Here is a 21247-nt window from a genome sequence, read left to right on the forward strand (position 1 = left end):
AGAATCATGCGCCCCGCTAGTTGAATGATCAGCAATCAGCCGCCAAAGGTCAAGACTGGCGAGTAACCAGGGCCGAAGTTCGCCCTCTTGACACATCACACCCTTCTCGATCTCACCCTCCGTGTCCGCCCCGGGGCCACCTCCGCTGGCTCGATCAATACCCCTCGGGCGGCGTCGTATGACGAACCACCCCGGACGCTGTCCGCGCCCCGCCCGCGGCCATGACAAGATAGGTGCCCGTGGCCGGCGCTGCCGCCACCCCCGCCCTCGTAGCTCAGGGGATAGAGCACCGCTCTCCTAAAGCGGGTGTCGGCAGTTCGAATCTGCCCGGGGGCACCCCCCAAACCCGCAGGTCAGAACCGGTATCACGCATCCGACCCCACCGCCCCCGCGCGACTTGCAGAGCCATTGGCCCCCGCCTGGCCCCCGCAACCGTCACCAGCAGGAGCGCCAAGCGCGGCCTCAAGACGAGAGATCGCAGCCCGGTCCGCATCCGTGCCCATCCAATGCCCATAGGTGTCCAGCGTCAGCTTGGTACTGGCGTGCCCCAGCCAGGCCGCCACCGTCTTGACGTCCACACCCGCCCCCAGCCACACCGTGGCCGCAGTATGCCTGAGGTCGTGCGGGCGGCGCCCCCGGCACGTCTCGTCCCAATGCACCGTCCGGCGCCAGTTGCCCGACCGCAGGAACGATCCCTCAGGCGAGGGAAACAACAGGTCGTCAGGGCGCCTGCCAGCCACCCACTCCCCCACGACCTGCTGCACCTCCGACAACATCGGCACCAGCCGGGACCGACCACCCTTCGTCCGCTTGCGCTCGATCACCCGGACCCGTCCGAGCAGACTGAGGGTGCGAACGCTGCACGAGCAAAGCCGGATACGGCACCGACACCACATCGCAGACCCTCAGCCCGCGCAGCTCACCCATCCGCAACCCCGTCATACCCAGCACCAAGGTCACATCCGCGGGGTCTCACGCACCACCCCAGAGGTCTCCGTCAGCACTTCATAGGTGCGTCACACCGGGTTTGCCCCCAGTTGTCAGACAGTCACCACAACCTAGAGGCCATGACAGTAGCGACAGAGAAGACCCGGGCGCCCCGCGCCGGTTCATCCGGTGCGGGCGCAGCCGGGCCCAACGCCCACGTCTGTCGGGAAGCGCCCACTATCCGCGAGCTGCTGATGACGCTTGGACACCTTGAGGACGAGCTGCGCGCGCTGCAACACCGGCCACCGACGTCGACGACGATGAAACGCCGCCGCGCCCTCGCGGCCCAGCAGGCGACGGTGTGCGGAATGATTCGCCACCGGGCACAACTGCTCTCCGCTACGGCGTGATCCTGGCACGCTCATGCCGTAGCGTCCGACCATGCCTCTGTGCCGGGCGAGTGGGGCCGTCGAGCCGAGGCTACGCGAACCCCGAGGCGGCTTGGCCGGCCGCGCGGAAAGCTGCACAAGCTAGCACCGCAGCGCGCTGGCCAGTTTCAACTGGACGTCGCCGAACGGTCCGCGCCCTCTTCCTCGGGCAATTGGCCGCCCCTCTCGGATTCCTTGCTTGTGACAGGCTCCATCTTGAGGGCGTAGAGGTTTCGCCTCCGGACTTCACCTGCGTAGCTGGTCGTCACCCGATCAATCTCAAGCAGACCAGCCTCCACCAGGCCCTTGCCGCCTCGAGTCCAGGTCGCCTCCGAGAGTCCGTAGCTTTGCTTGCGTGAGGTTGGCATCCACATAGCAGTGTGTTGCTTGCGGCCAGACATGAACTCATGCAACGCGATCCAAACTGCCAGGTCGCGAGGGGCGAGGGAGAGGATCCACCCGTTCTGCCAAAGACCAATGGGCAGGGCGAGGTAGGGGCTGCGTAGTTCCCTGGCGTTCCAGGACTCCCCCGACCCATCAGGCGTCAGCACGGTCATCGTTGGCGTCAGCCCGGGGGCACGCTCCACCTTCAGCAGCTTCAACTCTTCTAGAGTCTTGATCTCGTTGGCGATACGCCGAGGGCCGGGGCCTTGGCGTCCGTGCCGGTCGAGCATGTCGGCAAGGTCCTTAGACGACATCTTCAGTTGGTGCGGCTCTTTCGTCGCCAACATCACGATGGTGAGGTAAGTCGAGAGGCGCCCCCCTCCGCCGCTCACCAACTGCGCAAGAGGCGGCTTCTCCTCCAACTCAGTAAAAGCACGGGCAAAACTCAAGGGGAACCGAACGCTCCCCGTCCTCTTCGATCGGGCGACCCCCTTGCGAAGGGCCTCCAAGGTCTCCTGCATGCGTACCGCGGGCACGCCCCCCAGATTCCCGGTCATGGGTCTCCTCCTGGCGACGAGGGCCCCTACCAACTCAGCAAGGACACAAGTGATACTCGGGCCGCCTACGGTTCGCCTGTGGGCTGCCTCAAGGGCTGCTCTCCTATGGGAATCCGTCACGACCGTCGCACTTACCCGTCTATCATAGCCGGGTTACCCTCACCAGGTTCCTTCTTACCTGTCTCAGACTTCACACTCCGCCGTCCAAGACGTCGCTCCTCTCGGCCCGCAAAGGGGTTGTGATCCAGGAGCATCTAACTCACTGTGGGTTATGGCCGCTCGACCGAGCGACTGTCGGAGCGATACCGAGCAGGCGACGCCACCGAGGCATCGCCTGCTCGGGGAGAGGGGGTGGCCCCCGTGTGCGGATTCAGGATCACCGTGCGCTGGAGCGCGCGGTCACTGAGTATCTCGCTCGAGCCCTACTAGGGGTGGGTGAGCCAGCAAGAGCCCCGCAAGAGCACCTGGCTCACCCTCAACTTACCGCACCGCCGCCAGGGATGTGAGCTGTTCCCGGCGGCGGTGCCTTCACCGGCTCGACCGCAGAAACACCTCGTCATACTCCTCGGCCGCTGCGAGTCGCCAAGCGCCCTGGGGAGGTCTGACTGTCCCCATGCAACAGCGAGTTACCTCGGCCACGGGGAAGCCGCCAGCTCGCTTGGGTCGTCATGCGCAGGAGCACCGCGTCCAACCTCCACGCCGACGGGTAGCCCAGCGTTATGGGCCGGACCGAACGTCCGAACGCCAACGAGTGTGCGCGTGGGCGTCCGCTAGCCGCAACCGCCAGCAGTTATCAGTGCAATCCATTGAGGTAGGCCATCGTGCTTGTCACAATCATCAGGGCCTGAACCGCGTTGCGGCGGCTGTACTGGCGCGGGCCCGGTGAGTGAACACTGGCATGACGGGAGAACGTGTGGGGGACCGGGTCTCCGTTGCTGAGGCGGTAGGAAGCCCACGCCTGCCACACCACGTGCACGATGTACGTGCCCCACGGGTCCGAAATGGCCAGTGAGGCCAGCGCATCCTCAACAGTTGGCGCAGCCTTTCCCCGCTTAACGGGCCCACCCCAAATCCGCGGGAGGTGTCTCTGGTTGAGAACGTCCAGCAGCGACGCGCTCAGGGCTTGGGAGGCTCCAAACAAGTCGGCCTCCAGAGCATCCGCGGCCTGCTCGGCGAATTGACGAAGATGCATCGTTTCCACCGAGTCGCAGCGCGCGAAAACTTCCCGGCAGTCCGCAATGATCGCGCCCCGCTCGTCGCCGAGGATGCGCCGCACTCTCGGGCTATCTGAAGCACTCAAAAGACGCGCCGCGACGGCCGGACGCGGGACCAGGTACAGCGATACCCCGTGTACTTGGGTGAAGTTCAACACATCGTCGGACGTCACGCCGGAGAGGGAGTGCAGGTTACTAGGGAGAGCGCGACGCCGCAGCGTCTCCCGCAGTCTCTCAACATGGGCTTGGAACCCCGCCAGCAGGTCCGGAGGCATCCACTGAGTCTTGAACCCCGCCAGCAGGTCCGGAGGCATCCACTGAGTCTTGAACCCCGCCAGCAGGTCCGGAGGCATCCACTGAGTCTTGAACCCCGCCAGCAGGTCCGGAGGCATCCACTGTCCGTCGGACGGGCGGACAGGCCCGTCGTCGGCCCCGCTCATCGATCCTCCTCGTGCGGCTAGCCACCTCCACCACTCTCATGAAAGCACCCCCGCCAGCCCGCCGCATTTGAAACGACAACCGTCGAGCGAAACCGGTCAGCCGCCCCCCTAGAGTCGCAACGCACATACTGCACGTGTGGCGGTCCGTTCGGAGAGTTCGTCAAGAACGCAGCAGGCCCGCTCCCTGGTGCGGTCGGAACGGGCGCGTCTCCGCAGCGGAGCGGCGCCGACCGATCCACGTCCAATGCTCAACGGCGACGGGCAGCCCGTCCCGGTGTCGCCCGCGCAGCACACCCACTCGCGTGCGGCCCTCGACGAGTTGCAGGCCCGTCCGCGCGGTGCCGATTACTCGCGCGTCTAGGACGATCGGGGCGCGCAACCAGGTTCCTTCCTCCTCCCACTTCGCGCGGATCCCGGCATGCCGACTGTTGCCAGTCATGTGGCTGAGCCTCTCCCTGTTCGACACCGAGTACTCATGCAACGCGGCCCACTGCTCGATCGCGTCATGGTCACTCGGCCCCGTCGGCATGCTTAGGAACTCGCCCGTCGGGACCAGCTCTCGGGACCAGGTGAGGTCGTTCAGGTCGATGTGCCCGTAGTCCATCTGAAGGGCTCCATTCCGGGCATGGTCATAGAGAAGCTGCTCGACGACGTCGTCGGGCCACCCGAGCGCTTTCACGGTGGGGTCGGCAAGGAATTCCCGCAACCCGGTGAAGTTCTCGATGCATCGCACCGACAGCGCCTTGAAGTCCTGGATGTACATGCAGGGTCCCAACATGTCGTCCATAGAGCCCGGCACCAGCCGTCAGCCCCGCGAGGGCACCACGGGGCGCGGATGATCCGGTCTGCCGTGTTCGCCGGGCGCCTCCGGTTCATTCTCAGCACACCCCTCGTTGTTTGCATGAGAGGAGGACGCTCTCGACCTGGCGGCCAACACGGCGGCAAAGGGGTGGGATGGGGCCGCCCCAAGCAATTCGGGAGCCCCGATATCGAGCCTGGCGGAGTTAACAAACTCTGCCCAGGCTGTGCTGTAGTAGGCCGCGTTTGCGGCTCGCTCCTCGCTGGCTCCGCCTGCGCAACTGAGGTACGCCGCCTCAGAGAGAGCATGCGCCTTCCGTGCTGTCTCCTGAGATGCGATGAGCTTAAGTGCGGCTAGGCTGGTTTCAGTCGCAGCTACGCTCGCTTGTGCCTCGCGCCACTGGTCGTCCGTGCCTCCGCTTAGCCACCTGCTGAGCAGCGCCTCGGCCATCTGGACCTTGCCGGCGAAATCGGCGTAAGCGCTCTGACGCCGTTCCACAAGGAAGCGCGATTGGCCCTCCATTCGTGCCCGCCGGGCCAGGTAGATCGCGAGACATGCAGACAACAAGGAGCCCACAGCGACGCTGATCAGCGTCGCCCACAACTGCGGCCAATTCACATGACGATGCTAGGCCAAGGAGTGGGGGCCTCGCCCCGCCAACGTTCCTCACCGGCCACCAAGCACGTGCTTCGACCAGATGCAGAACGCGTGTGCGAGCCTCGTGTCGCTGACGAAAGCGGACCTTCACGCGCCCTTGGCGGCCGCGGCTGCCCACGTCGCACGACGAGTTCACGACATTCTCCCTCCGGCGCGTCGTCGGTCTGATGTCGAGCTCCCGTGGCCCCACACTGCGTCATCCGGCCTAGGCCCAGGTCGGGGCACCCGCCAGGTTGAGAGTTTCTGTACTGACTCAAGGCGCGCCTTCGGCGCGCGGAGCCGTCCGCCTGCGGCGGCCGGCGCTGCGCTGCGGCCTGGCGGCCGTTCTCGCGCTCGGCCGCCTCCGGCTCCCCGGCCCCAAACGAAGAAGGGCGCCTGTGCACGAAAACACAGACGCCCCGCCGACACGTCCTAGGCTCAACCCGTGACGACCAACCCGCGCCTCAAGATCACCGGACGCCAGGCCGCAGGCGCCATCATGGCCCTGCTCGTCGCACGCACCATCCCCGGCTTCCTCGCCAACCAGGTCGCCGAACAACCACGGCGACTCCTCGCCCAACTCCCGGCTACCGCCTGCGCCGTCACCATCGGCATCGTTCTCGCGCGGTACATGCTCACCGTCGGAGACAAGTGACCCATGCGCTCGACCCCCAGCCGCACCGCCCTCGCCGTCCGGTACGCCGCCCTCGTGATCACCAGCTTCATCGGATGATGGCTCCTCCTCGACCTGAGGGACCACCTCCACACGGAACCCTGGCGCGACCTCGCGGAGATCGCCGCACTCGTGTGCGCCGCCCTTGGGGGTCGGTACCTCTTCGACATGGTCGAGGCGATCCGCGACAAGACCCCAGCCGAAGACACCAGCTCCGACGACGAAACAGGGGCTCCGCCCCCGCACCCCCGGCCTCCCCTCTGAGATAGCCCCCAAACGCACCACCTCAACTGAGAGGGGGTGGTCACCAGGGCATCACATCGACTCGGCCCCTTCGGGCTACCGCACCCACCACGGTGCAGCAAGCCCACCACCACACCCAGAACGCAAGGAATGTGCTCCCGCACATGCGACCCACGGCCCCACACGACCAGGGCTTGCCACCCCGCGGCGGGCACGATCACGGCTGACGCGCCGACCCGACGAGGTGCCCACTCAGACCCCCTTATGGGGCGCGCCCCACACAGCTCAAGCGCCCCGGGCACTGGCCCCCCGCTGGCCCCCGCAACAACGCGAACAACCGCAAAGAGCAACCCGAGCCACGTGCCAAATCCCAGGACAAACCGGGCGATCATGCCCAAGCCATCGCACCCCGGTTCGTCCGAATGCGCTCCTAAAGCGGGTGTCGATGGTTCGAATCCATTCGGGGGCACAACACATCACCGCAGGTCAGAGCCCCTTTCCGGGGTCGATCGCCAGCAGGCCGAGGGCCTCCGAGGAACCGTTGTGACACATTTGTGGCACACCCTGAGCGGGGACGAGCGCATCCAGCGAGCGTCCGACGGCGTCCAGGTCGTCGGGGAAGACCCCGGCGTAGACGTCGAGGGTCATAGCCGCGGAGGTGTGGCCACGCATCTGCTGGACGGCCTTGACGTTGGCCCCCGACGCGATGGCCAGGGACGCCGCGGTGTGCCGCAGGTCGTGGGGCGTGAGGTCGACCAGACCCGCCCGCTCCACGGCGGGGTCGAAGACCCGGCGGCGCCAGTTGTTGAGCCGCAGCGGGCCACCGCGCGGGGAGGTGAAGACGAGCTCCTCGGGGCCCTTCCCCCTGCACTGCTCCTCGACGTGACGCATGAGCGCCGGCGGCACCGGAACAGACCGGACCTGATGGGTCTTGGGCGTCGTCCACACCAGCCGCGACCCGACGACGCTAACGCTCCGCCTGAGCAAACAATTAGTGGAACTGCAACAATTCGAGGACAGCGACCCCACAGGAGGCCGGGCTCCTCGCAGCAAACTTTACGATGACAAGACTGCGATCTCCATCACGCTGGAAACCCGCATTTAGCCAGCGGCGAAATAGACAGGGAAATTCAGGTGCCTCAGACCTCTCTCGACGTCATCTGCAGCCTCTTTCAGGCCGCCTCGATACGAGAGGCCGCCTCCGCTGCGGCGCTCTCATCACGCACGACCCTCGACGATCTGGGGGCCGCTGTCCGAGGATACTATAGGACCTCCCAAAACCTATCTTTCGACCCGGACGCCTACTACTCCGGAGGCTGGACTGCATCCTACTGGCAGTGGCGTCACGGCGATTATCAACATTGGCTGGACCCCCTGATCTACTATCCCACGGTTGTTTTTCACGACCCCCTGGCCGAGTATTTCTTCGATGAGCACCATAAGTTCCTGACATTTTCTGACATTTCAATACCCCAACCGAAATCCGGGGGGATAGGCGCGATTTCCCCTATCGAAGAGAACACGATCGTTGCATCCCAAAACTTCGGATCTCATCGCAATGACCTGGAAACCTACAGGCAAAACGTTGCGTGGCGCCTCGAAAGCCTCGCCGACATTGAAGAGCTCGTACGCACTGGCGTTGTGCGACTGATTTCCGAGTACCACACACTTGCCGGAGCGCAGAACCGCATCTTCACCGCAATTCGCCACGACCTGAAAAGACCCGATCTCCTTGAATGGCTACAGGACTACTCGTCCGATGCGAATCGGCAGCTGACCGTTAGAAACAATCTTCGCGGGATGGAGATTACGGCGCCGGGAGTGAGGCTTTCGGATGCTTCCACCCTACTAATGTTCCAGCCCCATTTCTACTACCTTCACAAGGTAGTTACCCTCACCCTTCACGCGGGCGCAAAGTATGTTCCCGACAACCCCACGGACTGGGACTTCTTCACTCTCTCGGCCACTGTTTCCAAGACGCATGCGCCGCTTGACCGCAGCCTGCTGCGCTCGATCACTTCACTCGACCTGCCTAGACTCCCGCTCACGCCCGAAACAGCCCTCGATATCCGTCGGAACTACGATGAATTCGAGGCTTGGCGAGCAGAAATTCGGAACGTAAAACGCTTGTGCGCAGCTACAGCCAGCGAATCTGAGGTCCGCGAAGCCGTCCAGGACGCCTTCTCCGAAAAGGCTCGATCGATAAGACGACGTGCGGATACCGGACTACTGGGCAGACTCACCGCAGACGCGGCGATAGCATTTGGAACTGAGTTTGCGTTTTGGCACTTCACGGGACAAGCCGGCGCCGGACTCGTCTCCGGACCAATTCTTCTCATCCATCAAATGCTGTCCCACGACAGCAATCCCGGAGTCCTCGGCGTGTTAACCCAGAATCCGCGGCGGCACTGGCAAAAGCAACCTGCACAACCCTAGTTACTCCGATGCACTAAATTGATTGGCGACCCCAAAGGGAACATGAACGCTAGGAACGTCGTTCGCCGCGCCCTCAAGGTGGCTTAGTTGATCATCGAAGAACAAGTGAGGTTTGAGGACTCGCAATACCCGACTTTTCTCAATTCCCCCGAGGAAGAACGCATCGTTCACCCGGACCCCCCAGGACTTCAAAGTCCGGACCACCCTCTCATGCGATGGAGCATTCCTTGCCGTCACAATCGAAACGTGTACCCGGCGCACGTACGTGTCGTCAGTGCTGAGTCGCTCCTGCTCACGATCCTGTATCCGATTCAACCCTCGCAGGAACTCGGAGAGTCGGCCCTCTGGAAGCGGGTCCAGCGTGTGCTCCGTCTCGTGGGCATGGAACGCGGGCAGCCCTTCTGCTTGCATTACGGCTTCGGACGAGTCGTCCGCCAGCACCCCATCAAAGTCGAAAGCAACCCGCAACTCCGTCCCAGTCAGGTCGGCCGCAGGCTGGCCGAGCACTCGACCGGCAGCAAACCCTTGTTGAATGGCTTGACGGACGTCGGTTTCGTTCTGAGACAGAAATAGCGACATGTTTAGCGCTTCAATGAACCTATAAGGCGCCTTCCCCTGCATAAAGACGGCTCGGGTAATCGGCAGCCCGTGGCGGGCTATAGACCGCATGACCCGAAGTCCAGTCTCAGGATCATTACGGGAGAGGACTATCACTTCCACCAGAGGGGCGTCTGGGCTACCAAGGTCATTGAGAGACAGGAGTCGCTTAATGAATGGAAACGCGACGCCTGGTTCAAGGAGATTGTCGATATGCTCTTCTTGATAACGCCGATATTCCGACTCGCCCATACTTCGAAATACAGCATCCGAATCTGTCAGGTCGAAGAGTGCACTTGAGGCTACTCCGACGACCAGCACGTCCTCCAAGGCGTACGGCATGAATTGCCACCTTCCTATGGGCGCGAAACACCGCGGCGGCCACTCTAGACCTACAGACAGCCAGAGCCCAGGCGAAAGGGTCAGGGGCACCCAGGGATCCTGCCTCCACCCACCGGGCAAATATCGGCCCCTTCCGCTCCTTGCCCCTCATGCGGCGAACGCTTGGACTCAGCCGCGTGAGGCACGCCTTGAGCGGTGAGGAGTTTCTGTACTGGTTCAAGGCGCGCCTTCGGCGCGCGGGGACCGGCCGCTGACGCGGCCGGCGCTGCGCTGCGGCCTCCGACCGTTCTCGCGCTCGGCCGCGTCAGCTCACCGGTCCCAAGCATGACGAAAGGGGCGCCCCGGAACTTGCTCCGAGACGCCCCGTTCCACCAGTCCTACTCCCCGGGCCGAACCTGCGGCGCTTCCGTCTCCTGCTCGACCGCTTGCGCCTTCGCTACAGCCTCCCTACCCCGAGCAGACTGGAGCCGCAAGGGGCCCCTCGTTCCGTCGTCGTTGAACACGAAGCCCAGAGCCTGCCCGAGGCGCCGAAGCCGTGATGTCTGCCGCGGGGGCGTGTCGTCAGCCATCAGGCCAGTCTCCGCGTCCGCGGACCGAACGGCAACGTCTAGGGGACTGTCCTCCCACCTGCGGCCCCGTACAAACCACCGGGCTTCGCAGCCCGGACCCGCGGCCCGACGCGATCCGCCAAAGTTCTCACCGAGCCGCACCCCTCCCTGCCGATGGCGGATCACGCCGGAACGAGCACGCGCGTACGGCACGAGGACGGCTCCGAGGTTGTGGCACATCTGTGGCACACGAGGTACTGAGACACCACTCCCCCACGTCAGGCAACGGAAGACGAACACGCAGGTCAGGGCGATCCCAGGTCGGCGACCAGGGGCTCCGATGGCACTCCTAAAGCGGGTGTCGATGGTTCGAATCCATTCGGGGGCACAACACGTCACCGCAGGTCAGAGCCCCTTTCTAGGGTCGATCGCTAGCACGTCGAGGGCCTCCGCGGGACCGTTGTGACACGTTTGTGGCACACCAGGACGCAGCACCAGGGCATCGAGGGAGCGTCCGACGGCGTCCAGGTCGTCCGGGAAGAGCCCCGCGTAGACGTCGAGAGTCATAGCCGCGGAGGTGTGGCCAAGCATCTGCTGGACGGCCTTGACGTTGGCCCCCGACGCGATGGCAGGCGACGCAGCCGTATGCCGCATGTCGTGCGGAGTGACGTCCACGAGGCCGGCCCGCTTGACCGCAGGGTCGAAGACGCGGCGGCGCCAGTTGTCGAGGCGCAGCGGACCACCCATGGGCGCGAATCACAAGAATCTGCTCGTCGAGCCTGACGATCACGCGGTCCGTCGTTCCCGCGGGGGCCTGTCGACCAAGGTCCACCAGCTCTGCGACGGGAACGGTCTGCCAATCATGGCGCTCCTCGGTCCCGGGGCAAAGACAGGGTCCCACGCGTCGGGCCCGGACGGCCCCGGACCACCCCGGCCGCGGTCATGGCCGACAAGGCCTCGAGCCCGACCGGCCGGAGCAGCGCTCGTCCTGAGAGGTCGCCGGAGCCTACGACCTGGGTCGTAGGCGAGTCCCGACCAAAGGTTGATGCGCGCCCGCGCCTGGCCCGGCAGACTGGCGACTACACGGCAGGGGCCGGGCACGCTGCGCCGGGGGGACGCAGCGTGCCCGGCGCCTCCGGCGCCGACAGGGGGGATCGGCGAGCAGCACGACCGATCAGGCGCGGCCGTAGCTCACGTTCTTGCTCCAGATCTTGTGCAGGCCCGTGGTGCGGCCGGTGCGCGGCGAGTCGTACATCATGCCGCCGCCGGCGTAGATGCCCACGTGGAAGGCCGGGGAGCCGAAGAACACGAGGTCGCCGGGCTGCGGGGAGGACACGCGACGGGTCGCGCGCTGCTGAGCGGCAGCGGTGCGCGGGATGGACTTGCCGTTGGCGCGGAAGACATAGCTCGTGAAGCCCGAGCAGTCGAAGCCGGCCCTGGTGGTGCCGCCGTAGCGGTAGTAGATGCCGGACAGGCTCGCGGCGGTGCGGAGCACGCCACCGCCGGCGACGGCGCGGGGAGCCGGGTTCGCGGCCTTCTTGACGACCTTGCGCGCGACGGTGCGGCGCACGGCGGTGCGGGAGGCGCGGGTGTAGGTGCGGTTGACGCGTCGCACCGCGGTGCGACGGTAGGTGCGCGAGGTGCGGGTGTACTTGCGCTTGGTGGTGTAGCGCTTGCGCTTGACCGTGGCCTTCTTGCGCTTGACGGCGGTGCGCTTGGTGACGGTGCCGCGGACCTTCTTGAGCTTGGACTTCTTGACCCCGGCGAGCGAGACGCGGCCGAGCTGGCCGACGGCGGCGACGGAGGGGGCAGCGACGCTGACCGGAGCAGCGGCAGCGGTCGGGGCAGCCGTGGCAGGCATCGACGCGGCGATGACCATGCCACCGGAGGCGGCAACCACACCCGCGACCTTGGTGGCCGGGGCGGCGGCGTGCTTGGCGGCCTTGATCAGGAGACTGGCGGACGTGACGTCGGCAGCGCGGTGCCGACCGGGGGTGCGAATGGACACAGTTGACCTCTCGAACGCCTACGAAGTTAGCTGTCGGGTTCGGGCGGAAAGGTGTGACGCCCGGCCACGTGAGTGGCTTCACCCCGGGACGCTTGCGCGCCAAGGTGGGTCCCCCGCTCCTGTCAGCGGAAGTAAGCAGAACAGCAGAAGTGACAGGACTCGGCGTCTCCTGCTGCAGCCCCTCCAGGGGGAGAGGGGCCGTGAAAGAAGGTAACGGACACCCCCGGGATTGTCACGTTCAGATCACAGCCAGATGAAACACGGACGCTGCGACGGGGTAGGGCTGCTAGCGCCCGCAGCAGACACGCATGCGTGCGACAACCACTCTCAGTCGGACGTCACGGTGTCCACGAAGACATGGCTCGCGACATCAAGTGGGAGCGAAACGCCTTGCGAGTCCGTGGAGCTCACGCCAACGACGATCACCCGGTCGCCCTCGGAGGTGACCCGGACGCGGCCGCCCGGCAGCGCACCGGCCGCCGTCAGGAGCCCCAGCGCCTCGTGGTCGACCTGGACCGGCTCACCGATGCGACGGACGGTGACTGTGACCGAGGTCACGGAACCATCCGCGGAACCACCCACGACGGAGTGCAGCGGGAGGAGCCCGGGGTCCTTGCCGTCGGTCCCGACCGACCCCAGCTCGTCCAGCCCGGGGATGGGGTTGCCGTACGGCGAGACGTGGTCGTCCCCGATGAGGGCCAGGATCTTGCGCTCCACCCGCTCGCTCATGACGTGCTCCCAGCGGCACGCCTCGTCGTGGACGTGCTCCCACTCCAGGCCGATGACGTCGAGGAGCAGGCGCTCGGCGAGGCGGTGCTTGCGCATCACGCGCATCGCCCGCAGGCGCCCGTCGGGGGACAGCTCGATCTCGCGGCTGCCCGCGACGTGCAGGAGACCGTCCCGCTCCATGCGGGCGACCGTCTGCGAGACCGTGGGCCCGGCGTGACCGAGGCGCTCGGCGATGCGGGCGCGCAACGGCTTGACGCCCTCCTCCTCCAGCTCGTAGATCGTGCGGAGGTACATCTCGGTCGTGTCGATCAGGTCAGTCACGGGACAAGCCTGCCACGGGCGCCTGTGGAAGTCCTTTGCGCCGCGCACGCCACGGCTCGGCCCGCCGATCGCGGGCCAGACGGGTGCGTCCGGCCAGATCAGGGCATCTTGCGGTGACGCCGCCAGGACGCGGCGTCGTCGAGGTCGCCCTCCCCCACCCTGCCGTAGGCGATGCGGTCGTGCAGGCGCGAGGGCTGCCCCGCCCAGAACTCGACGTGGTCGCAGGCGATCCGCCACCCGCAGAAGGACGGCGGCATGGGGATCTGCGCCTCCTGCCCGTCACGGGTGAACCGGGCGGCCTGCTCGGCATACCGGCGTCTCAGCTCCTCCCGGCCGCCGACCGGGGCGGACTGCTCGGAGGCCCAGGCGCTGACCTGCGAGCCCCACGGCCGGGTGCGCCAGTAGCCCTCCAGCTCCTCGTCGCCGAGCGGCACCGCGAGCCCCCGGAACCGGATCACCCGGTAGAGCGCAGACCAGCGCAGCGTCGCCGCCACGTGCGGGCGGACCGCGATCTGACGCGCCTTGGTGGAGCCGCTGTCGGTGATGAAGCCGGGGCCTGCCGGCGTGAAGAACTTCATCAGGACCGGCCGCACGTCGGGGACGCCGTCCGCGTCGACCGTGGCGAGGTCGAGGCAGTCGGGCTCGGTGCGGCCCCCGCTCGACGCGTCGTGCGCCACCGCCTCCGCCAGCCAGGTCGACGCCAGCGACCAGGGGCTGTCCCCGAGGGTCGCCTCATCGAGCCCCTCCCCCACGTAGTCGACGCGGGTGATGCCCTGCACCCCGGCGCCGCGCGCGTCGGGCACGTCCTTGTCCGTCATACCCCGAGACTAGGCTGACCCGGTCACCGCGTCCTGAGGAGGTCCGCCATGGCACGAGGCAAGGTCGGCGCCGTCAACAACCTGGTCAAGCTCGGCGTCAAGTACGGCCCGATCGTCTACGAGGCGGTCAAGCACGGCAAGGAGCCCGCGCGCGAGCTGGCCGAGCGGCAGGTGGCCCGCAGCAACGCCCGCCGGCGCGCCCTCGAGCACGCCCACCATCTCGTCGACGGCTCGGTGCTCACGGTCTTCGACGGGGACCAGCGACTGTTCGTCGTGTTCAACGGCGACACCCCGGTGGCATCGCACCCGGCGAGCAGGAAGAAGACGCTGCAGGCGCTGATCGAGGGCTACGACCTCGACAAGCGCGTCCGGCCCGCGCCCCGGCGTCGCCTCACGCCGAGGGTCCGGCGCACGGGCGGGTGATCGCGAGGTGTCCGGCACAGCTGACGTCGTGACCGAGATCGCGGAGGCCGACCGGGAGGGCGGCATCCTGCGCTACCGCGGCATCGACCTGCGCGAGCTCGTCGGCCACGTGCCGTTCGAGCAGGTGTGGGGGCTGCTCGTCGACGAGGCGCTGCACCCCGGGCTGCCGCCCGCCGAGCCGTTCCCCCTGCCGGTGCGCACGGGCGACGTGCGCGTGGACGTCCAGAGCGCCCTGGCCCAGCTCGCGCCCGTGTGGGGCTTCCGCCCGCTGCTCGACATCGACGCGGCCCAGGCCCGCGAGGACCTCGCGCGGGCCTCGGTGATGGCGATGTCCTTCATCGCGCAGTCCGCGCGCGGCGAGGACCTGCCCGCCGTGCCCCAGCGCGAGGTCGACCGCGGCCGATCCATCGCCGAGCGCTTCCTCATCCGGTGGCGCGGCGACCCCGACCCGCGGCACGTCGCGGCGATCGACAGCTACTGGGTCACCGTGGCCGAGCACGGCCTCAACCCCTCGGCGCTCACCGCGCGCGTCATCGCCTCCACGGGCGCCGACGCCGCCGCCTGCCTGTCCGGAGCCGTCGGCGCGATGAGCGGTCCCCTGCACGGTGGCGCCCCCCGCCGCGTCCTGTGGATGCTCGAGGACGTCGAGTCCGGCGAGCCCGCCGAGCGCGTGGTCCGGTCCGTGCTGGCCGAGGGCGGACGCATGATGGGCTTCGGCCACAGCGTCTATCGCGGCATCGACCCGCGCGCCGACGTGCTCAAGGCGGCCTGCCGGCGCCTCGGCGCCCCGCACTACGCGGCCGCGTGCGAGCTCGAGACCACCGCTCTCGCCGCGCTCGCCGCGCGCAACCCCGACCGGGTCATCGCGACCAACGTCGAGTTCTGGGCCGCGGTCCTACTCGACTTCGCCGAGGTCCCCGCGACCATCGTCACCCCGATGTTCGTGTGCGGCCGCACGGCCGGCTGGTCCGCCCACATCCTGGAGCAGCAGCGGGCCCGCCGCATGATCCGGCCCACGGCGCGGTATGTCGGACCGCCCCCACGACGCCTCGCCGAGGTCGACGCCGGTGACCCCGCCTGACCCGTGCCACGCCACCGCGACAGTGGGGACGTTCGTGCTCGGTGGGCGGGCACGAACGTCCCCATCCAGGGCGGACCGGCCTGACGGCGCCGTCCGGATCTCGGCGGCCCGCCCGCGGCTGCGGCATACGGCTGGGAGGATGCCCGGGTGACCACCGAGATCCTGCTGCCCCCCGACCTGCTCCCCTCCGACGGGCGCTTCGGCTCCGGCCCCAGCAAGGTGCGCCAGGCCCAGGTGCAGCGCCTCGTCACCGGCGCCACCACGTGGCTCGGCACCTCGCACCGCCAGGCGCCCGTCCGTGACGTCGTGGGCTCGCTGCGCCGGGGGCTGGCGGATCTGTTCGCGCTGCCCGAGGGCTACGAGGTGGTGCTGGGCAACGGCGGGTCGACGGCGTTCTGGGACGTCGCCGCGGGCGGCTTGGTGCGCGAGCGGGCGCAGCACGTCGTGGTCGGCGAGTTCTCCAGCAAGTTCGCGCAGGTCACGCGGGAGGCGCCGCACCTGGCCGAGCCGTCGGTGCGCGAGTCCGCGCCCGGGACCCGGACCGCGGCGGTGGCCGAGGCGGGCGTCGACGCCTATGCCTGGCCCCACAACGAGACCTCCACCGGCGTGATGCTGCCCGTCGAGAGGGTGGCGGGCGCCGACGAGGACGCCCTCGTGCTGGTCGACGCCACCTCCGGCGCGGGCGGCCTCCCGGTGGACCTGTCCCAGTCCGACGTCTACTACTTCGCCCCGCAGAAGTCCTTCGGCTCGGACGGTGGGCTGTGGGTGGCGGTGCTGTCCCCCCGCGCGGTCGAGCGGGCGCACGAGCTGGCCACCACCGACCGGTGGGTCCCCGCCTCGCTGTCGCTGACGACCGCGATCGAGAGCTCGCGCAAGGACCAGACCTACAACACCCCCGCCCTCGCGACCATCGCCATGATGGAGGAGCAGGTCCGGTGGTTCCTCGCGCAGGGCGGCCTGCCGTGGGCCGCGGGACGCACTGCCGACAGCTCCTCGCGGCTCTACGCGTGGGCCGAGCGCACGCCGTGGGCGACGCCGTTCGTGGCGGACCCGGCCGCCCGTTCGCAGGTCGTCGGCACCATCGACCTGGACGAGACCGTCGACGCCGCCCGCGTGTCAGCGGTGCTGCGCGCCAACGGGATCGTCGACACCGACCCCTACCGCAAGCTCGGGCGCAACCAGCTGCGGATCGCGATGTTCCCGGCGGTCGAGCCGGACGACGTCGAGATCCTCACGCGGGCGATCGAGCACGTCGTCGAGCGCCTCTGACCGGGGTCGGCGGAGCGGCTCAGCGGACCAGCGAGCCGTAGGCCGCGAGGGCCAGGCACACGGCGATCACGATCAGCGTCGCCGCGCGACGCACGCGCGGGGTCATCGGGTCACCACCTCTGCCAGGTCGTGGTCGTGGGGCTCGAGCTGATCGGGGTGCACGACCTCGAGCCTGCGGCTGCCGGGGCGGCGCCGCAACCGCACGCCGTCCGACACCATGATGTAGGCCACAGCCGCGAGGCACGCGATCCCGGTGGCCACGGCGCCGACGCCGATCGTCCAGCGGGCACCGAAGGTGTCGCCGACCCAGCCGATGAAGGGCGCACCGAGCGGCGTCCCGCCCATGAAGATCGCCATGTACAGGGCCATCACGCGCCCCCTCATCTCAGGGTCGACGGACAGCTGCACCGAGGCGTTGGCGGTCGTCATGACGGTGAGCGCGGTCAGCCCGCAGGGGATCAGCAGGAGGGCGAAGGCGGCATACGACGGCGCAGCGGCCGCCGCGGCGCTGGCGAGGGTGAAGCCGCCGAGCGCGAGCAGCAGCACCCGCAGCCGCGGCTGGGCCCGGCGGGCCGACAGCAGGGCCGCCGACAGCGACCCGATGGCCATGATCGAGCCCAGCAGGCCGTACTCCTCGGCGCCGCGGCCGAACACGGTGGTGGCCATGAGCGCCATCGTGAGCTGGAAGTTCATGCCGAAGGTGCCGAGCATGAACACGATGAACATGAGCAGCATGATGTCCGGCCGTCGCCGGACATAGCCGAGCCCCTCCCGTATGGCGCCTCCGCCGCGTCGCAAGGGCGCCGGGTGGAGGTCGGAGACGCGCAGCCGGGTCAGGCTGAGGATGACCGCCGCGAAGGACAGGGCGTTGACGCCGAAGGCCGGTCCGGTGCCCCAGGCGCCGATGACGACGCCGGCCACGGCCGGTCCGAGCAGGCGGGCGGCGTTGAACGACGCGCTGTTGAGCCCGACGGCGTTGCCGATCAGGTCGGGGCCGACCAGCTCGGACGCGAAGGCCTGCCGGGTGGGGTTGTCGAGCGCCGCGGCGGCGCCCTGGGCGAGCGCGAGGAGGTAGATCATCCATAGCTGCGCGGTGCCGGTCACGACGAGGAGCCAGGTGAGGGCCGCAGTGAGGCCTAGGGCGGCCTGGGTCCACAGCAGGATGGTGCGCTTGGGGAAGCGATCGGCGGCGGCTCCGGCCCAGGGGGCGAGGAGCACGACCGGCGCGAACTGCAGGCCGGTCACGACGCCGAGCGCCGACGCCGAGTGGTCGGTCAGCTGGGTCAGGACCAGCCAGTCCTGCGCGACCCGGCCCATCCAGGTGCCGACGTTGGAGACGAGGCCGCCGAGGAAGTAGGTGCGGTAGTTGGGGACGCGCAGCGAGGCGAAGGTGGTGCTCATCGGGCGGCCACCTCCAGCAGCAGCGGGGCGGCCTCGGCGAGGACTGCGCGCTGCTCGGGGGTCATCCCCTCGAGGCGGCCGGCCATCCACGAGTCGCGGCGCCTCCGGATCGCCCTGGCCAGCCCCTCGCCCTCGGGCGTGAGCGACACGAGCACCTGGCGCCCGTCCGTCGGGTGGGGCTCACGACGCACCAGTCCGGCGTCGACGAGGCACCCGAGGGTGCGGGTCATGCTGGGGGCGCTGACGCGCTCGATCTCGGCGAGCTCCCCTGGGGTGCGCGGGGTCTCGAGCCGAAAGAGCACGCTGGCCTGGTGGGGCGCGATGTCATGGGTGCCCTCGTAGCGGATGCGCCGGCTGATGCGCTGGCAGGCGAGGCGCAGGTCGGTGGCGAGGTGGGCGAGGTCGTCGGCCTCGGTGGGGTCGGGCGAGTGATCGGTGAGCGTGTCCTGGGTCATCGTTTCCTTAGCCTAGTTCATTACCTTGGCTAACGATGATCCATCGCCGTTGATTCCCGGCCCGGATGACGGCTGAGCCGGCTGAGCCGGCTGAGTCGGCTAGGCGGGGAAGCCGTCGAGCACGGCCTCGGTGCCGGACAGGCCGAGGCGCGAGGCCCCCGCCTCGATCATCTCGCGGGCCGCCTCGGCCGTGCGGATGCCGCCGGACGCCTTGACGCCCAGCCGGTCACCGACGGTCTCGCGCATGAGCCGGACCGCGTGCGCCGACGCCCCGCCGCTCGGGTGGAAGCCGGACGAGGTCTTGACGAAGTCGCCCCCCGCCGCCTCGGCCGCCTGGCACGTGCCGACGATCTGCTCGTCGGTCAGGGCTGCGGACTCGATGATGACCTTGAGCAGGGCGCCGCGGGTCGCCTCGCGGACGGCGGCGATGTCGCGCTCGACCGCCTCGAAGTCCCCTGCCACGGCTGCGCCCACGTCGATGACCATGTCGACCTCGGCGGCGCCGAGGCGCACGGACTCGGCGGCCTCCGCGGCCTTGACGGCCGAGGTGTGCTTGCCGCTCGGGAAGCCGCACACCACGGCCACCGCGACGGTGGTCGACAGCGGCAGCATCGACGGCGAGACGCACACAGAGAACACCCCCAGCCGCTCGCCGTCCGCCACGAGCTCGCGGACGTCCTCGTGCGTGGCCTCGGGCTTGAGCAGGGTGTGGTCCACCATCTGCGCGACCTGGGAGCGAGTCAGCTGCGTCATACGACTCAGCCTAGTGGAGAGCCTCCCCCCGCCGGGGGCCACCAGTGGCCGAGCGGGGGGGGCCGTGCGCCGCCCCGCGGCTACTGCACGCCGAGGGCCGACTTGACGGGGGTGATGCAGAAGTAGAGGACGAACAGCGCGGCGACGATCCACAGCAGCGGGTGGACCTCGCGAGCCTTGCGGCGGGCGATCTTGACGACGACGTAGGCGACGAAGCCCGCGCCGATGCCGACCGAGATGGAGTAGGAGAAGGGCATCAGGACGATGGTCAGGAAGGCCGGGATGGCGATCTCCATGTCGTCCCAGTCGATCCCGGTGACCTGCTGCATCATCAGGAAGCCGACGACGATCAGCGCCGGCGTCGCGGCCTCGTAGGGGACGACCGCGACCAGCGGGGACAGGAAGGTCGCCAGCAGGAACATCACACCCGTGGCCACCGAGGCCAGCCCGGTGCGGGCGCCCTCCCCCACCCCGGCCGCGGACTCGATGTAGGAGGTGTTGGAGCTGACCGACCCCATCCCGCCCGCGATGGCGGCGACGGAGTCCACGACCAGGATGCGCTGCGACCCGGGCGGGTTGCCCTCCTCGTCGAGCAGGCCGGCCTCGCCGCCGATGGCGACCATCGTCCCCATCGTGTCGAAGAAGTCTGCGAGCAGCAGGGTGAAGACCAGCAGCGCCGCCGAGACGAACCCGATCTTGCTGAACGACCCGAGCAGGTTGAAGTGGCCGAGCAGCGCGAAGTCGGGGACGGCGAAGGGGTTCTTGGGCAGGGTCGGGACGTTGAGGCCCCAGCCGGTGGGGTTGACGACCTTGCCGCCGGGCCCGGTCTGGGAGCCGATGTGCAGCACCGCCTCCAGGACGATCGCGAGCACCGTCGCGCCGGCGATGCCGTAGAGGATGGCGCCCTTCACGTGGTTGACCATGAGCGCGATGATCAGGAACAGCCCGACGACGAAGGTCAGCAGCGGCCACCCGTTGAGGAAGCCGCCGATGCCCAGCTCGACCGGGGTGGGGCCGCTCGGCTTGCGCACGAAGCCCGCGTCGATCAGACCGATCAGGGTGATGAACAGGCCGATGCCGACCGAGATGGCGGTCTTGAGCTGCGCGGGGATCGCGTGGAACACCGCCTTGCGGAAGCCCGTCAGCACGAGCACGAGGATGATGATGCCCTCGAGGACGATCAGACCCATCGCGTCGGCCCAGGTCATCTGCGGCATCTGGGCCACGCCGTACGCCAGGAAGGCGTTGAGCCCCAGCCCCGTCGCGAGGGCCAGCGGGAAGTTGGCGACGACACCCATGAGGATCGTCATGAGCCCGGCGACCAGCGCGGTGCCGGCGGCCACGAGCATGCGCGCGCGGTCCGGGTCTCCCCCGCCGAGGAAGCCGCCGGTCGAGTCCGGGACGGTGCCGATGATGAGCGGGTTGAGCACGACGATGTAGGCCATCGTGAAGAACGTGACGATCCCGCCCCGCACCTCCTGGCCGATCGACGAACCACGCTCGGTGATGCGGAAGTAGCGGTCGAGCCCGCCTGAGGGCGGCGCGTTGCGAGGGGTGCGGGAGGGGGCCTGCGTCATGTCCCCGGATCCTACCGGCGTGCCGTATGCCGCCCGCGCCGGCGCCACCAGGTGACCGCCCGGCGGCGGTACCCGGGTGACGCACGCCGGCCAGGCCTTGCGCCGGCAGGGCCGCGACCCCACAGTGCCCCCGAGTCACTCACGGGGAAGGAGCCGCCGTGGAGCCCGAGGTCGTCCTGCGCGCGCCG

At 68.3% G+C, this 21247-nt stretch carries 18 protein-coding genes, 1 tRNA gene, 2 pseudogenes and 1 riboswitch; of the genes and pseudogenes, 7 read left to right on the forward strand and 14 right to left on the reverse strand.

Annotated elements, in window-relative coordinates; genetic code table 11:
* Window positions 1-263: 263 nt before the first annotated feature.
* A tRNA-Arg gene (locus GGG17_RS02830) sits at window positions 264-336 on the forward strand.
* Window positions 337-365: 29 nt separating this feature from the next.
* On the opposite strand, the gene GGG17_RS02835 is transcribed toward GGG17_RS02830, so the two are convergent.
* From GGG17_RS02835 to GGG17_RS02850, 4 genes are all read right to left on the reverse strand, one after another.
* On the reverse strand, window positions 366-896 hold the full coding sequence (locus GGG17_RS02835) for a tyrosine-type recombinase/integrase (RefSeq protein ID WP_154592281.1): 531 nt from the start codon (window positions 894-896) through the stop codon (window positions 366-368).
* 587 nt (window positions 897-1483) lie between these two features.
* The gene (locus tag GGG17_RS02840; protein WP_154592282.1) at window positions 1484-2296 is read right to left on the reverse strand and encodes a hypothetical protein; all 813 of its coding nucleotides are present in this window, start codon (window positions 2294-2296) and stop codon (window positions 1484-1486) included.
* A 793-nt stretch (window positions 2297-3089) separates the two neighbouring features.
* Window positions 3090-3950 carry a hypothetical protein gene (locus tag GGG17_RS02845; protein WP_154592283.1) on the reverse strand — a complete coding sequence of 287 codons (861 nt, stop codon included), beginning with the start codon at window positions 3948-3950 and terminating at the stop codon, window positions 3090-3092.
* 160 nt (window positions 3951-4110) lie between these two features.
* On the reverse strand, window positions 4111-4713 hold the full coding sequence (locus tag GGG17_RS02850; protein ID WP_154592284.1) for a hypothetical protein: 603 nt from the start codon (window positions 4711-4713) through the stop codon (window positions 4111-4113).
* Between the two features lie 1117 nt (window positions 4714-5830).
* On the opposite strand from GGG17_RS02850, the gene GGG17_RS02855 reads away from it, so the two are divergent.
* Window positions 5831-6040 carry a hypothetical protein gene (locus GGG17_RS02855; RefSeq protein WP_154592285.1) on the forward strand — a complete coding sequence of 70 codons (210 nt, stop codon included), beginning with the start codon at window positions 5831-5833 and terminating at the stop codon, window positions 6038-6040.
* A 747-nt stretch (window positions 6041-6787) separates the two neighbouring features.
* On the opposite strand, the gene GGG17_RS02860 is transcribed toward GGG17_RS02855, so the two are convergent.
* Complete coding sequence (locus tag GGG17_RS02860) at window positions 6788-7330, reverse strand: tyrosine-type recombinase/integrase (protein WP_311966377.1); 543 nt, start codon at window positions 7328-7330, stop codon at window positions 6788-6790.
* A 105-nt stretch (window positions 7331-7435) separates the two neighbouring features.
* On the opposite strand from GGG17_RS02860, the gene GGG17_RS02865 reads away from it, so the two are divergent.
* Window positions 7436-8737: a hypothetical protein gene (locus GGG17_RS02865; RefSeq protein WP_154592287.1), complete on the forward strand. Its 1302-nt coding sequence runs from the start codon at window positions 7436-7438 to the stop codon at window positions 8735-8737.
* Here the strand turns inward: GGG17_RS02865 and GGG17_RS02870 are convergent, their stop codons facing one another.
* Window positions 8738-9676 (reverse strand): 5'-nucleotidase, encoded by a 939-nt coding sequence (locus tag GGG17_RS02870; protein WP_154592288.1) that lies wholly within the window; start codon window positions 9674-9676, stop codon window positions 8738-8740.
* Window positions 9677-10629: 953 nt separating this feature from the next.
* Window positions 10630-10971 (reverse strand): annotated as a pseudogene (locus GGG17_RS02875) (tyrosine-type recombinase/integrase); the annotation flags it as partial.
* A gap of 1 nt (window position 10972) precedes the next feature.
* Here GGG17_RS02875 and GGG17_RS16220 point away from each other — a divergent pair.
* Window positions 10973-11084 (forward strand): annotated as a pseudogene (locus tag GGG17_RS16220) (IS5/IS1182 family transposase); the annotation flags it as partial.
* Window positions 11085-11398: 314 nt separating this feature from the next.
* On the opposite strand, the gene GGG17_RS02880 reads toward GGG17_RS16220, so the two are convergent.
* The 3 genes from GGG17_RS02880 to GGG17_RS02890 all read right to left on the reverse strand — a co-directional run bounded on the left by GGG17_RS02880 (window position 11399) and on the right by GGG17_RS02890 (window position 14100).
* The gene (locus GGG17_RS02880) at window positions 11399-12232 is read right to left on the reverse strand and encodes a C40 family peptidase (RefSeq protein WP_311966378.1); all 834 of its coding nucleotides are present in this window, start codon (window positions 12230-12232) and stop codon (window positions 11399-11401) included.
* Window positions 12233-12380: riboswitch (cyclic di-AMP (ydaO/yuaA leader) on the reverse strand.
* Window positions 12381-12559: 179 nt separating this feature from the next.
* Window positions 12560-13282: an iron-dependent transcriptional repressor DtxR gene (locus tag GGG17_RS02885; protein WP_289032712.1), complete on the reverse strand. Its 723-nt coding sequence runs from the start codon at window positions 13280-13282 to the stop codon at window positions 12560-12562.
* Between the two features lie 98 nt (window positions 13283-13380).
* Window positions 13381-14100 carry a pyridoxine/pyridoxamine 5'-phosphate oxidase gene (locus tag GGG17_RS02890; protein WP_154592289.1) on the reverse strand — a complete coding sequence of 240 codons (720 nt, stop codon included), beginning with the start codon at window positions 14098-14100 and terminating at the stop codon, window positions 13381-13383.
* 48 nt (window positions 14101-14148) lie between these two features.
* Between GGG17_RS02890 and GGG17_RS02895 the strand changes: the two genes are divergently transcribed.
* The 3 genes from GGG17_RS02895 (at window position 14149) to serC (ending at window position 16873) form a co-directional block, all read left to right on the forward strand.
* Window positions 14149-14523: a hypothetical protein gene (locus GGG17_RS02895; protein WP_154592290.1), complete on the forward strand. Its 375-nt coding sequence runs from the start codon at window positions 14149-14151 to the stop codon at window positions 14521-14523.
* A gap of 7 nt (window positions 14524-14530) precedes the next feature.
* Complete coding sequence (locus GGG17_RS02900) at window positions 14531-15604, forward strand: citrate synthase 2 (protein ID WP_311966379.1); 1074 nt, start codon at window positions 14531-14533, stop codon at window positions 15602-15604.
* Window positions 15605-15751: 147 nt separating this feature from the next.
* Window positions 15752-16873, forward strand: coding sequence for a phosphoserine transaminase (gene serC, locus GGG17_RS02905; RefSeq protein WP_311966380.1), 1122 nt, complete (start codon window positions 15752-15754; stop codon window positions 16871-16873).
* Between the two features lie 102 nt (window positions 16874-16975).
* Here serC and GGG17_RS02910 read toward each other — a convergent pair whose 3' ends face one another.
* The 4 genes from GGG17_RS02910 to GGG17_RS02925 all read right to left on the reverse strand — a co-directional run bounded on the left by GGG17_RS02910 (window position 16976) and on the right by GGG17_RS02925 (window position 21059).
* A complete protein-coding gene (locus tag GGG17_RS02910; RefSeq protein ID WP_154592291.1) occupies window positions 16976-18274 on the reverse strand; it encodes an MFS transporter in 1299 nt (432 codons plus the stop codon).
* Window positions 18271-18729, reverse strand: coding sequence for a MarR family winged helix-turn-helix transcriptional regulator (locus GGG17_RS02915; protein WP_154592292.1), 459 nt, complete (start codon window positions 18727-18729; stop codon window positions 18271-18273). The genes GGG17_RS02910 and GGG17_RS02915 overlap by 4 nt, the downstream gene beginning before the upstream one ends.
* A gap of 99 nt (window positions 18730-18828) precedes the next feature.
* Window positions 18829-19482, reverse strand: a complete 654-nt coding sequence (gene deoC, locus GGG17_RS02920) for a deoxyribose-phosphate aldolase (protein ID WP_154592293.1) — start codon at window positions 19480-19482, stop codon at window positions 18829-18831.
* An 80-nt stretch (window positions 19483-19562) separates the two neighbouring features.
* A complete protein-coding gene (locus tag GGG17_RS02925; RefSeq protein WP_154592294.1) occupies window positions 19563-21059 on the reverse strand; it encodes an NCS2 family permease in 1497 nt (498 codons plus the stop codon).
* Window positions 21060-21247: the final 188 nt, after the last annotated feature.

It is taken from the genome of Arsenicicoccus cauae (assembly GCF_009707125.1).
GTDB classification, from domain to species: domain Bacteria; phylum Actinomycetota; class Actinomycetes; order Actinomycetales; family Dermatophilaceae; genus Arsenicicoccus; species Arsenicicoccus cauae.